Consider the following 12,882-nt stretch of genomic DNA (forward strand, 5'->3'; position numbering starts at 1 on the left):
GAAAGGTTTTTTAGTTAACGTTTTTAATTATTCTATTTCTTCGGATGAACCAACTTCATCTCATCAATCAAATGGGTTGCACCAGCATACTTATCTACAATGAAAAGTACATAACGCAAATCGACCATAATGTTTCGGCAAATTTCAGGATCGTAGTAGATATCACTCATAGTACCTTCCCAAACACGATCAAAATTTAATCCTACTAAATTTCCTTCAGCATCAATCGCTGGGCTTCCAGAGTTTCCTCCTGTAGTATGGTTAGTTCCTAAGAAACAAATTGGTAGTTTTCCGTTTGAGTCTGCATATTGTCCGTAATCTTTCGCTTCATATAAATCTCTTAATTTTTGAGGCACATCAAATTCGTAGTCACCTGGTACATATTTCTCGATAACACCATCCAGATAAGTTACAGGGTTATAATACACTGCATCTCTGGGTGCATAACCGTTCACTTTTCCGTAGGTCACACGAAGTGTACTATTAGCGTCTGGAAAATAACGTTCTTCAGGCATCACTTCCATTAAAGCTTTCATGTATGTGGTTTGAAGCGCATTAATCTCTGTATTAATTTGTTGAAACTGTGGCTCTAGAGTGTTGTAAAATTCTTGAACCATAGGCTTTGCATATGTATACGCTGCATCTTCATTTAATCTTTTAATCACAGTAGCTGCATCGCCTTCGAGTAACTTTAAGGCACTATCTAAATTAGTAAATGCTGTTTGGTCATAGATAGAAGCATCATAGGTTTTTGCATATAACGGCATTACTGATTCAAATACACCTCGATCTACTTTCGCGTTGTAGTTCTTATGAATACCCTTTAAACGACTTACCATAGATCCCCGAGCCTTTTCAAATGCAGCATCTCCTCTACTACCAGCCATTTCCATTTGTGCAAGACGAAACATCATTTGCATCAATTCATTTGTTCTGATAAATACTTCAATAAAGTTGTTTCGCTTTACATTTACAGATTCAAACTCAGCATACAAACGATCAAATTCTGGCAGGAGATTTCCATATTCTTCTGTTTTTCCTTGAGCTTTTAGAGCTTTGACAAACTCACTTTCAAACTCACGTTTAATAGCTACAGCGCCACTTTTTTCGATTCCAAGATTTTCTCCAATCCATTTTTTCCAAGCGTTAGCAATTCTAGCTTGCTTTGAGGCATACTGAATACGAATCTGATCATCAGCCTTCATATTGGCATCGATTACTTTTAGAGCTGCTTCTCTAATAGCAATATTTGACGGATTCAATTTTTGAGTGATCTGCTCTACAGCAACGGCAGGAAGATACTCATTGGTACGACCTGGAAACCCAAAAACCATTGTAAAATCACCTTCAGCTATGCCATCTAGAGACACTGGCAAGAAATGTTTTGGTGTATAAGGCACATTGTCTTTACTGTATTTTGCAGGACGATTATTTTTATCGGCATAGATTCTAAACATCGAAAAATCGCCAGTATGTCTTGGCCAAACCCAGTTATCGGTATCGCTACCAAACTTACCAATACTACTTGGAGGTGCGCCAACCAATCGTACATCATCAAAACGCTCTGTAACAAATAGGTAGTACTGATTTCCTTTATAGAATGGTCTTATTTTTATGCCTTGCCATGCTTCTTTTTGAGTTGCTTTTACAACACCGTTTCTATTGATATCAATTTTTGATTGCTTCTCTCTCGGACTCATAGCGTCTGTTACACCTGCAAGCATAGCATCAGTTACATCTTCAATTCTAACGATGAATTCTACGTATAATCCCTCATTTGGAATTTCCTCCTCCAGAGACATGGCCCAAAATCCATCCTTCAAATAATCATTCTCTAGTGATGAATGAGATTGTATTTGACTAAAACCACAGTGATGGTTAGTCAATAATAGTCCTTTTGGAGAAATCACTTCACTGGTGCAACCACCATTAAAATGACCGATTGCATCTTTAAGACTAGAGTTATTGACATCATAAATATCTTGAGCTGTAAGTTTGCTTCCAAGACTTTGCATTTCGTCTTCATTCATACCTTCTAGTAACGAAGGAATCCACATGCCACCTTGTTGAGCTGACAGTTGAAGAACAATAAAAAAGAGGATAAATTTTAAGAATCGCATAGTGTGTTTAATTTAATGTGCATAAAGATAAAAAAGATACTGAAAGTTCACTTAATTAGCTGGCACATTCAATCGTTTGTTTACAATCCAACTTGAAATAAGATTTTTATTAGTTGTAATTTCTGCAAAAACATAAATATTTGAAGAAAAGCAAGGTGAAGTTTTAGCCAATTCAATTACCACTTTGTCATCACAATAACTAGAATGTAAAAAGTAAAGTTCTTTATCTTTTAAAAGCACATAACCTACGTGATTATCAAGGCCAACAAAATAAATCCCGTTAGCGTATACCGAATTTATGTTCTGCTTTAAGGATTCAAAAGAGAGTCCAGAATAGATCTTTAATTCATCTCTGGATTGAAGCATACGAGCTTCTGTGAGACCAGCTTGCTGAGCCATTTTGTAACGATTTAGATTAAATCCTAAATGCTTCAAGGTGGTAGACACAAAATAACCACAAGCTATTTCACCATCATTAGGTGTATTGGTATGACCGTTGAAATCCCACTCTGTACCATACCAATGTGGTACAATATCATTTAACAATTTTGAGTACACATAATGAGATGCACTATCAATAGCTTTAGTGCTATTGGTTTGAAATACCCTTTTGAAATAGGCTTTATCTCTTGCAATAGTATTTTTTATAGAGTTATAATTCCCTTTTGGTTTAAAATTAATATGGAGTTTTAATGAATCTAGAGAAGGTGCCTCTTCTCCATCAATATCAAATTCTATCTGTGGTTCTTCCGTAATATTTTGATTCACGACAATAGAATTTTCAGTCTTTATTTGACATGAAAAAACTAAGACAAGCAGCAAAGGCAGAAGTGTTTTGATAGTTAAGCGTATTAGTTACTAACAGTACAACTCTTTTTTCTTTTAAATATTATCATTAGTATATTTACAATATGCAAGTAAAGCCAAAACTTACCAACGTCGAAACATCTATATTTTCAGTCATGAGTGCTTTAGCTAATAAGCACGATGCCATCAATTTATCTCAAGGGTTTCCAAATTTTAAAAGTGATCAAAAACTTATAGATGCCGTCTCAAAAGCTATGAATTCTGGTTATAATCAATATGCACCAATGCCTGGACATTTTGAGTTGCGGCAAGCCATATCAAAAAAATTTGAACATCTATACAGTTCTAGTTATCATCCTGAAACGGAAATCACAATAACAGCTGGTGCTACTCAGGCTATTTTCACTATAATTTCAACGTTTGTAAGTCCTGGTGATGAAGTGATTATTTTTAAACCTGCCTATGATTGTTACCAACCAGCTATAGAACTCAATGGTGGAAAAACAAGAGCTATTGCTCTCAAAGCACCTACCTATCAAATTGATTGGAATGTGGTTAAAAAAAACATCAACAGCAACACAAAACTGATTATCATAAATACACCTCACAACCCGAGTGGCACAGTGATGAGCACATCTGATATGCTTAAACTTGAAGAACTTACCAATGGGACAGATATAATTGTTTTAAGTGATGAAGTGTATGAACATATTATTTTTGATGGCAAGCAACATCAAAGCGTATGTCGGTTTAAAAACCTGAAACAACGCAGTTTTATTACAGCTTCTTTTGGTAAAACATTTCACAATACAGGATGGAAAATAGGCTATTGTTGTGCTCCAAAAACACTAATGGAAGCGTTTAGAAATGTACATCAGTTTAATGTCTTTTCAGTACATCATCCCACTCAAAAAGCATTATCAGACTACCTAAAAGAACCGAGTCATTATTTAGGTCTTTCTGATTTTTATCAAAAAAAGCGAGACATATTTCTGAATTTAATAAAAGATTCGAAGTTTAAATTCACACCCTCAAAAGGCACCTATTTCCAAGTATTGGACTATTCTGATATATCAAACGAGTATGATGTAGATATGGCAAAACGTTTAACCATAGAAAAGGGGATCGCATCTATACCATTATCTGTATTTAATGATGAGCAACGTGACGATAAAGTATTGCGTTTCTGCTTTGCTAAAACCGATGACACATTGAAACAAGCTTCAGAAATTTTGAATAAAATTTAACGAATGTTTAAGTGACTTTTTTAACAATTATGTGTTTATTAATTAGAACACAAAATAAATTAATGATGACATATAAAACATTACTATTGAGCCTATTTATCGGACTCTTAACCTCTTGTGGTTCTTCCGAACGCGTAATTTTAGATGATGGTAGCATCTACGAGGTTAAAGGAAATATCATCAAAAGCGATGGCAAAGATGTTTCAGAAAGCTTATCAAGGGAAAGAAGAGATGAAGTTGAAGATGCATTGAAAGAAAAGATAGCTGCCAGAAAAGCTGCTGAAGAACGTCAGAAGGCTTTAGAAGATGAACAAGCTGAATTACGAAAAATTCAGAAAGAGGCAAGAAAAAAAGAAAAAGAGCTTGAAAAGAAGCAAGAGCAGTTAGAGGATAAAAGAAAAGCTTTGAAAGAAGCTAAAGACAACTATGGCAAGGCAAAAAATAAACTAAAAAAAGAGCGCAAAGCTTACAAAAAATTAAAAGAAAACGGTAAATTAAATGCTTCTGAACAAGAGGATTGGATCAAAAAAATCGAAGATCTCGAGACAGAAGTAAAAAAAGCTAAGGAAACTTTAGATAAATTAAGATAATCAGATTAAATATGAAAAGAATTTTTACAGTACTTATAGCACTCGTTTGTAGTATTAATTTCTATGCTCAAGAAGTTCAAAAAGATGGAAAGACCTATGAGGTTAAAAAAGAAAAAATCTTTCTTGATGGAAAAGATATCACTGAAACGTTAAATGTTGAAGACAGAGCAATCATTTTGAAGCAAGCTGCACTAATTTCTGAAAAAATTAAACTGCAGGAAAAAAGCAAAAAAGAGGTCGAAAAAGCTGAAAAACAACAGAAAAAAGCCGAAAAAGCTCAAAAAAAGGCAGAAAAAGAGCAAAAACGCGCAGAGAAAGCTTTAAAGAAAAAACAAAAAGCTCAGGATAAATTTGATAGAGCCACGAAAAAGCTAAAGAACAGCCAAAAGAAATATGACAAACTAAAACGCAAAGGCAAATTATCTCCTCAGGACGAAGCAAAATGGCTAGAAAAATTAGAAAAACTTAGAGAGGATATAGCCAAGGCAAAGAAGAAACTCTAGAGTTCATCATTTGCGATATAATTTAATCTATTTCAGGCTAACTTTTTTTAGACTGAAATAGATTTTTTCTTTAACTACTTATCCATAGCCTTAGTTAATTTCTGCATGAACTCACCCACTTTAGACGGTTCCAACCAACGCGTAACTACAACGACATTGTGCGCCTTGTCTACAACTATAAAATTACCTCCAAAACCTGCTGCGTAATAAATATCTTCAGAAACGTTTTTCCAGTGTCTTGGTCCTTTGTTATTCAGCCACCACATATACCCATAATTAACATTTGGCTTAGAAGGGCTAATTGCATTCTCTATCCAATATTTGCTAATAATTTGTTCACCTTTCCATTTTCCATCATTTAAAAAAAGTAGACCAAATCTAGCCATATCTTCAGTGGAAATAAATAATCCCGCACCTGAGTGCCCTCCACCAGTAACCGATTTCATTTTAACACCGTCTATGACTGTCCATGCGTTATCGTAGCCAAACCACCTCCAAGTTGTAGAAGCTCCAATTTTGTCCATAACCTCTTCTTTTAAAACCTGAGGCAATGGTTTTCTCCAGACTTGAAGCAATGCATAGGCCAGAACATTAACACGAACATCGTTATATTCCATAACAGTACCAGGTTCCTTAAAATCTCTGTTTTTCCAATCATCTAAACCACCTTCTCTTGGTGGTCGATCTGCCCAATCTTTACCTCCCCAAAGTTCTCCAGACCAATCTGAGTTTTGTTGTAACAAATGCTGCCAGGTGATCTTTGAATTGTGCTGGCCATCAAAGGTTCCATCCCAAACATAATCTTTTACTTGATCTGTTTCATTTTTAATTAAAGAGCGATCAACCGCCAAACCAGTAACCGTCGATAAGAAACTTTTGGTAACACTAAAAGTCATATCTACACGCTTGATATCTCCCCATTTAGCAATGAGGTAACCATCCTTTAGAATCATTCCTGCTGGACCTCCTCGTTTTTTTGTCGGACCCAAAACCTCATGAAAAGGCTCTCTAGCAAAACCTTTAAGAATTGCTATTCGTAAATCCCTCGAACCGGTATATTCATTAGATTTGGCAAATTCAACAGCATCGTTTAAAAGAGCCATGTCATAACTTGTCGCCTGACGCTCTTCCCAGTTGGCATGTCGCTCAGGAAAATAGGAAACTTGCGCAATAGCATGATATGAAAAAGTAAGCATTAAAAATCCTAATAAATACAGTGTAAAAGTTCTCATAGACTAACAAAAATTAGTGATGTTTAAAATTACTCAATTAATTTTAATAGACTTAAAATTTGTAATTTTAGGACATGAAAGATCAATTAAATATTGCACTTATTCAAACCCATTTAGTTTGGGAAAACCCGGAACAAAATCGTTCAAATTTAACAAAAACTATGGCATCTATCGAACAACAGATAGACCTGATTGTACTTCCAGAAATGTTTACATCTGGGTTTACCATGAACCCAAAAACTGTTGCTGAAACTATGAATGGGGACACCATTAGCTGGATGCTAAAGCAAGCTAAAGAGAAAAATGCAGCCCTAACTGGAAGTTTAGTAATCCAAGACAATGGCTTATATTACAACAGACTCCTCTTCGTTTTTCCTAATGGTGAAATTCAATATTATGATAAAAAACACACCTTCACTTTAGCTGGAGAACACAAAGCTTATACTGCTGGTACAGATACCTTGATTGTTGATTACAAAGGCTGGAAAATTAAACCCTTGATATGCTACGATCTTCGCTTTCCTGTTTGGGCAAGAAATACCGAAGATTATGATTTACTAATTTATGTAGCTAATTGGCCAAAGGTTAGAATTTCGGCATGGGATACACTTTTAAAAGCACGTGCTATTGAAAATATGAGTTATTGTATTGGAGTAAATCGCGTAGGTTTAGATGGAAACAACTATGAGTATACTGGACATTCTGCAGCTTATGATGTTTTAGGTGAGCGTTTAGACGATATTCCTTATAGTCATGAAACTGTAGGTATTGTTACCCTTCATAAAGATCATATTATCAAATACAGAGAAAAGCTTGGGTTTTTAAAGGACAGGGACCACTTTATTCTAAAATAAATTCAATGACAGGATCCCAATTGGCTCTAGCATCAATAAGTTCTGGATAATAACTAATTCGCTCAGGCTGGAGTTTTTTCAGGTAGTTTCCTGAATCCCACTTTTGATTGCCGTTGGTATCAAAAATAACTCTTAGATAATAGTTTCCCGGACTTATATTTCTAAAATCAAACAATCGTTTTTCAGTAGCAAACTGTTCGTATTTAATTTCCCCTCTTTCGGTCATCAATTGTACAATTATTGGATAAGATTCATTTCTTAGTGTAACTCGCACATTAGAAAAATCGGCATAAGATTTAGTTCTAGCGCTATAATTTAGCGTGTCATTTATAGTTCCGAAGAAATCTTCTAAAGCACCAGGAAGCATCTGAATAGTATATTTTTGAGACTCTTCTTTTTTAAACTGAAGACCATATATGTTGGTCAATTTATCATAGCTACTCTCAAATGGCACATTAACCGAATCTCTGTCTAAAACAGTGATTTTTTCTTTATCGAATTTTTCAAAAGGAATATTTGCTGAAATACTGTAATCCTGATCAAAATTTAAGGTCACAGATGATACTGGTTTGATGATCAAAGAATCTTTATCAATAGACCTAAACCGATGTTTGAGTGTGTCTATATACGTTTTATTTTTAACTACAAACTTAGCTGAATCTAACTCTATTTTGGGTTTGTACCAATAGTATAAGGTATCGGTTTTCTCATCTTTTGTAATTCTGGTTTGATAGCCTTCAGGTTTGTCACCTAAGAGCTCTATTTGCATGTCTTTATAATCACCTTCATATCCAAACGCAATTTTTTGACCTGCAACTTGTTTTGGTCGTTTAACCTCAAAATCTAACTCTTCTTTAAACAATTTTATGGTATAAAGTGAGTCTGTTGGTACTGAAATAAAACCTTCATAAAACCCTATTTTATCACTTTTTTGCTGATACGTAAAATTACCATTCTCATCCTTTAAAGCCATTAACTTGTATGATCCTGGTTTTATATTATCAATACTGAATGTCGTCAAGCTATCTAATGTATTGGTAATATATTTTGGCTTTTGTTTGTAAACAATAGAATCTGAATAGGTCGAATCTCTCTCATATAGCATTACTGAGACAAAGCTGTCAGGCTTTCGATTTTCGGCATCCAGTATTTGTCCTTTTACAGATAATGAATCGATATAATCTCCTGTTGACAATACATATCTGTAATACTCGTATGGATTCTCCTCGTTGTTATCAACAATACTTTGCCCAAAATTAAAGGCATAGGTTGTATTCTCTTCAAGAGTGTCATTAATAATTATCTTAATGTATTTACTAGCAGTTCCCAAAGGTGTTATTGTAGGCTCAGGATCCATTGGAGGCGAAATAATAAGTTGCTTCTGCAGATTCTTTACTTTAACATACTCATTAAAATAAATTCGTATTTCTTTCCCTTTGAAGTTAGTGGTAAAGTTTTCAGGTGATGATCTCACTATTAAAGGTGCCTCTACGTCCTTTGGACCACCAGAAGGATTACCTCTATTAGCACAGCTAGCTATCATAATCATCATAGCTATTAGAACTAAGCCTTGTAAAACTTTTTTATGCATTGGTGTTTCAAATTTCGACAAATTAACAACAAACCACCTTATCCTCAAAACAATTAACGTCGTTTTGACAACCCTAATCAGTAATTGCCATTGTGGCAAGACTTAATTTCACGCCTTCAACCTCAAGCAATCTGTTAGCACAATCTTCTACAGTTGCTCCAGTAGTAATGATATCGTCAACTAAAAGAACATGTTTATGCTGTAGAGATGCTCCATTAATGATTTGAAAATTACTTTTTTCGCTTGCATTTCGTTTCAATCTATCCTTAAAAACCTGAGTTTTAGTATTGGTTGTCTTAATTAAGACTTCGGTATTGAATTCAGCATTTAAAGCAAGAGCTAAAGCCATTCCAAATTTATCAACTTGATTATAACCTCGGGATTTAAGTTTCGTTTTATGCAAAGGCACAGGGACCACAACATCTATGGTATGATACGATGGAATAGCCTTTAGTTCTTCACCCAGCCATTCTCCTAAAAACTTACCAATATCCTCTTGTCCTCTGTATTTTAAGTTGTGCATGAGTTGCTGAACGATTCCCTTTTTAGAAAAATGAACCAAAGCTGTAGCATGTTCTAGTTTTACTCTTCCGTAGAGTATCTTATGAACTGCATTGTCCCGATCCTCATGAAAATTGGTTAATGGTAATTGATGTCGACACGTTGTACAAATATGCAATTCATTATCAGACAAATGATTACTGCAAGCGCTACAAACTTGAGGAAAAAATAAGTTTAACAAGTTTTTTATCATTTCAACGATTAAAATCAATTATCGAATACATATTCTTTAGTTTCGCAAGATAAAATAACGATATTAATAATGATAGTTAACCCTCAATCATTTAACTACAGATTAATTATTGGTTCTTTAATTATTGCGGTAGCCGTTTTAACTGTTTACAGTTTTACAAGTTATAAATCCATTGTAGCGCATCAGCAATTTATAGAACAGGAAAAGAAGCTAGTTGAAAGTGAACTCTCCCAAATGATCACCCGCTATGATGACGTTTCAATTTCAAATGATCTAATCTCTTCTCAACTGGAAGACGCTAAAAGAAACACCAAATTAGCTTTGGATTCGCTTAGGATGCTTCGTGGCGACTTGTCTATACTTAGTAAGTTCAAACAGCAGCTATTCAATCTTAAACTTAAAAATAAGGCTTTATTTAAAACTGTTGACTCTTTAGACGAAGTCAATAAGAATTTAGAACAACAAAAACTACTGGCCTACAACGAATTAAGAAAACAAAAACGTGAAAATTCTTCACTACTAAAGGAAAACGAAAACCTAGAGAAAAGTATTGAAAAAGGCGCAAAGCTTACAGCTAATTCGTTTCGTGCTAAAGGTTTTGAGAAATTCTTTGGTGCCAGACGTTCCAGTTCTAAAGCCAAACGTGTATCAAGTATAGAAGTTTGTTTTACTTTGGCTGAAAATTCATTAACCGAAGCAGGTGAAAAAGAACTGTACGTTCAAATTCTCAATCCGAAAAATAATGTTGTTGCAGATAAAGGGGCAATCAATTTTGAAAGCTCTTCTCTGATTTACAGTGCAAAAAAAGTCATCAATTATAACAACCAGGTCACTGAAGTTTGTCTCGATGTTGATGCTGATATAGATGAACAACCATTAGTGAGTGGCACATATTACATCTCCATATTTCATAAAGACAGAAAACTAGGAAGTACCGAAGTAAAATTAAAATAACCAACACGATATAATTTCTTGAAAACCGTTCTGTTAATTGGAGCGGTTTTTTATTTTTGCATCATGGCAAATGAAGATCAATTTAAAAAAGTAATCTCTCACGCAAAGGAGTATGGTTACGTATTCCAAAGTAGTGAAATCTACGATGGATTAAGTGCAGTCTATGACTATGCTCAAAATGGAGCAGAACTAAAGAAAAACATTCGTGACTATTGGTGGAGAGCCATGGTACAAATGAATGAAAATATTGTAGGTATTGATGCGGCAATATTCATGCATCCAACGACCTGGAAAGCTTCTGGTCACGTGGATGCCTTTAACGACCCGCTTATTGATAATAAAGATTCTAAAAAAAGATATCGTGCTGATGTTTTAGTGGAAGACTATTGTGCTAAAATTGAAAATAAGATTGATAAAGAAGTCAAAAAAGCTGCAAAACGCTTTGGTGATGCTTTTAATAAAGAAGAATTTATAAGTACAAACGGAAGAGTTCTAGGCTATCAGGAAAAGATAGATACAATTTTAAAACGTTTGGGACAGTCTTTAGAAAAAGAGGACTTGGCTGATGTTAAAGCACTTATAGAAGAGTTAGAAATTGCAGATCCTATGACTGGTTCCAGAAACTGGACAGATGTAAAGCAATTCAATTTGATGTTTGGCACCAAATTAGGTGCTTCTGCAGAACACGCCATGGATTTGTATTTACGTCCGGAAACAGCTCAAGGTATATTTGTGAATTTCTTAAACGTTCAAAAAACAGGACGTATGAAGATTCCATTCGGAATTGCTCAAACAGGAAAAGCCTTCAGAAATGAAATCGTTGCCAGACAATTCATTTTTAGAATGCGCGAGTTTGAACAGATGGAAATGCAATTCTTTATCAAACCAGGAACACAAGGCGAATGGTTTAAGCACTGGAAAGACACACGTATGAAATGGCATTTATCCCTAGGAATGGGAGATGACAATTACCGCTTCCACGACCATGAGAAATTAGCTCATTATGCTGATGCAGCCACAGATATCGAGTTTAAATTTCCATTTGGATTTAAAGAATTGGAAGGGATTCATTCTCGTACCGATTTTGACCTCAAACAACACGAAGAATTCTCAGGAAAGAAATTACAGTATTTTGACCATGAAGATAATGCAAGCTACACACCATATGTGCTAGAGACTTCTATTGGTTTAGACCGAATGTTCTTAGCTGTGTTCTCAAATGCCTTAGAAGACGAAACTTTAGAGGATGGAAGTGTGAGAACTGTTTTAAAATTACCAGCAGTTCTGGCACCAACAAAAGCGGCTGTATTGCCTTTAGTAAAAAAAGACGGCTTGCCAGAAATCGCAAGACAAATTATAAATGACCTGAAATGGGACTTCAATGTGATATACGACGAGAAAGATGCTGTAGGTAGACGATACAGGCGTCAGGATGCTGCAGGAACACCGTTTTGTATTACTGTAGATCATGATACTTTAGAAGACAACACTGTAACCATTCGTCATCGTGATACAATGGAACAGCAACGTGTAAAGATTGAAAACCTAAGAGAGATTATCAAAAAAGAAGTTGATGTTAAGCATTGGCTTCAGAAAATGACATAGAGCAATCTTTTCAATAAAAAAACTCCTAAGTGTCTGCTTAGGAGTTTTTCATTTATAACTTTAATTATCAAAAACGATAACCTACTGTAATTCCTATTTTACCAACAAAATCATCTCCACCCTCATCTTCGCCTCTAAATAGATTTCGACCAAAACCAATGTTGAGTTCTCCAATAAATCCATTATTGGTCACCCATTTTCCACCTAATCCTATTCCCAGTGCGAAATCAACAATATCTTCGTTTACCACCTCAATAACATCACCACCTCCAAAAAAACCATTACGTACCACATTGTTGACTGAATTTAACATCCCAAAACCTTCCAAGAAAAATCCTGCGGCATATTTCTTACCAAAATACAATCGGTAATAAGGTGATACAAAATAATTAATATCGTCATTAATATCACCATCAAAAGGAATAAAGATATTAAGGCCAATACCTGACTCCTCATTGAGTAAATGTTCGTAAGTCACATCAAAAGCACCTATAATCATAAAAAGGGCATTGAGTTTTACCTCATTGCTAGTGTGGTCATTGTCGTTTGTTTCCTCGATTGTTTGGGCACTTAAGTTGAAAGTGCATATCAGAAATAGTGCACATAAAATAGGTGTTTTCATAAT

Annotated in this window: 12 protein-coding genes; 6 read left to right on the forward strand and 6 right to left on the reverse strand. The window is 34.9% G+C overall.

Annotated elements, in window-relative coordinates; all coding sequences use genetic code 11:
- Positions 1-32: 32 nt before the first annotated feature.
- Positions 33-2,120: a S46 family peptidase gene (locus tag Q0951_RS12925; protein ID WP_299337475.1), complete on the reverse strand. Its 2,088-nt coding sequence runs from the start codon at positions 2,118-2,120 to the stop codon at positions 33-35.
- Positions 2,121-2,171: 51 nt separating this feature from the next.
- Positions 2,172-2,888 carry a hypothetical protein gene (locus Q0951_RS12930; RefSeq protein ID WP_299337476.1) on the reverse strand — a complete coding sequence of 239 codons (717 nt, stop codon included), beginning with the start codon at positions 2,886-2,888 and terminating at the stop codon, positions 2,172-2,174.
- A gap of 143 nt (positions 2,889-3,031) precedes the next feature.
- Here Q0951_RS12930 and Q0951_RS12935 point away from each other — a divergent pair, with 143 nt between their 5' ends.
- From Q0951_RS12935 to Q0951_RS12945, 3 genes are all read left to right on the forward strand, one after another.
- Positions 3,032-4,174 (forward strand): methionine aminotransferase, encoded by a 1,143-nt coding sequence (locus Q0951_RS12935; RefSeq protein WP_299337479.1) that lies wholly within the window; start codon positions 3,032-3,034, stop codon positions 4,172-4,174.
- Positions 4,175-4,236: 62 nt separating this feature from the next.
- Complete coding sequence (locus Q0951_RS12940) at positions 4,237-4,764, forward strand: hypothetical protein (RefSeq protein WP_299337482.1); 528 nt, start codon at positions 4,237-4,239, stop codon at positions 4,762-4,764.
- 11 nt (positions 4,765-4,775) lie between these two features.
- Positions 4,776-5,267 carry a hypothetical protein gene (locus tag Q0951_RS12945; protein ID WP_299337485.1) on the forward strand — a complete coding sequence of 164 codons (492 nt, stop codon included), beginning with the start codon at positions 4,776-4,778 and terminating at the stop codon, positions 5,265-5,267.
- A 74-nt stretch (positions 5,268-5,341) separates the two neighbouring features.
- Here Q0951_RS12945 and Q0951_RS12950 read toward each other — a convergent pair whose 3' ends face one another.
- On the reverse strand, positions 5,342-6,499 hold the full coding sequence (locus Q0951_RS12950; protein WP_299337488.1) for a serine hydrolase: 1,158 nt from the start codon (positions 6,497-6,499) through the stop codon (positions 5,342-5,344).
- Between the two features lie 74 nt (positions 6,500-6,573).
- Between Q0951_RS12950 and Q0951_RS12955 the strand changes: the two genes are divergently transcribed.
- Positions 6,574-7,353 (forward strand): amidohydrolase, encoded by a 780-nt coding sequence (locus Q0951_RS12955; protein WP_299337491.1) that lies wholly within the window; start codon positions 6,574-6,576, stop codon positions 7,351-7,353.
- Here the strand turns inward: Q0951_RS12955 and Q0951_RS12960 are convergent.
- Entirely contained in the window at positions 7,340-8,944 is a 1,605-nt protein-coding gene (locus tag Q0951_RS12960) for an Ig-like domain-containing protein (RefSeq protein ID WP_299337494.1), read from the reverse strand. The genes Q0951_RS12955 and Q0951_RS12960 overlap by 14 nt on opposite strands.
- Before the next feature lie 73 nt (positions 8,945-9,017).
- Positions 9,018-9,698, reverse strand: a complete 681-nt coding sequence (locus tag Q0951_RS12965; protein WP_299337497.1) for a ComF family protein — start codon at positions 9,696-9,698, stop codon at positions 9,018-9,020.
- Between the two features lie 69 nt (positions 9,699-9,767).
- Here Q0951_RS12965 and Q0951_RS12970 point away from each other — a divergent pair, with 69 nt between their 5' ends.
- Complete coding sequence (locus Q0951_RS12970) at positions 9,768-10,652, forward strand: hypothetical protein (RefSeq protein ID WP_299337499.1); 885 nt, start codon at positions 9,768-9,770, stop codon at positions 10,650-10,652.
- 63 nt (positions 10,653-10,715) lie between these two features.
- Positions 10,716-12,257: a glycine--tRNA ligase gene (locus tag Q0951_RS12975; protein ID WP_299337501.1), complete on the forward strand. Its 1,542-nt coding sequence runs from the start codon at positions 10,716-10,718 to the stop codon at positions 12,255-12,257.
- A 67-nt stretch (positions 12,258-12,324) separates the two neighbouring features.
- On the opposite strand, the gene Q0951_RS12980 is transcribed toward Q0951_RS12975, so the two are convergent.
- On the reverse strand, positions 12,325-12,879 hold the full coding sequence (locus Q0951_RS12980; RefSeq protein WP_299337503.1) for a hypothetical protein: 555 nt from the start codon (positions 12,877-12,879) through the stop codon (positions 12,325-12,327).
- Between the last annotated feature and the right edge of the window lie 3 nt (positions 12,880-12,882).

This window comes from uncultured Psychroserpens sp., assembly GCF_947501425.1.
Lineage (GTDB): Bacteria > Bacteroidota > Bacteroidia > Flavobacteriales > Flavobacteriaceae > Psychroserpens.

Excerpts from the sequence above, each read along its gene's own strand:
- Q0951_RS12925 (WP_299337475.1), bottom strand. The coding sequence starts at position 2,120 with ATGCGATTCTTAAAATTTATCCTCTTTTTTATTGTTCTTCAACTGTCA.
- Q0951_RS12935 (WP_299337479.1), top strand. The coding sequence starts at position 3,032 with ATGCAAGTAAAGCCAAAACTTACCAACGTCGAAACATCTATATTTTCA.
- Q0951_RS12940 (WP_299337482.1), top strand. The coding sequence starts at position 4,237 with ATGATGACATATAAAACATTACTATTGAGCCTATTTATCGGACTCTTA.
- Q0951_RS12945 (WP_299337485.1), top strand. The coding sequence starts at position 4,776 with ATGAAAAGAATTTTTACAGTACTTATAGCACTCGTTTGTAGTATTAAT.
- Q0951_RS12950 (WP_299337488.1), bottom strand. The coding sequence starts at position 6,499 with ATGAGAACTTTTACACTGTATTTATTAGGATTTTTAATGCTTACTTTT.
- Q0951_RS12955 (WP_299337491.1), top strand. The coding sequence starts at position 6,574 with ATGAAAGATCAATTAAATATTGCACTTATTCAAACCCATTTAGTTTGG.
- Q0951_RS12960 (WP_299337494.1), bottom strand. The coding sequence starts at position 8,944 with ATGCATAAAAAAGTTTTACAAGGCTTAGTTCTAATAGCTATGATGATT.
- Q0951_RS12965 (WP_299337497.1), bottom strand. The coding sequence starts at position 9,698 with ATGATAAAAAACTTGTTAAACTTATTTTTTCCTCAAGTTTGTAGCGCT.
- Q0951_RS12970 (WP_299337499.1), top strand. The coding sequence starts at position 9,768 with ATGATAGTTAACCCTCAATCATTTAACTACAGATTAATTATTGGTTCT.
- Q0951_RS12975 (WP_299337501.1), top strand. The coding sequence starts at position 10,716 with ATGGCAAATGAAGATCAATTTAAAAAAGTAATCTCTCACGCAAAGGAG.
- Q0951_RS12980 (WP_299337503.1), bottom strand. The coding sequence starts at position 12,879 with ATGAAAACACCTATTTTATGTGCACTATTTCTGATATGCACTTTCAAC.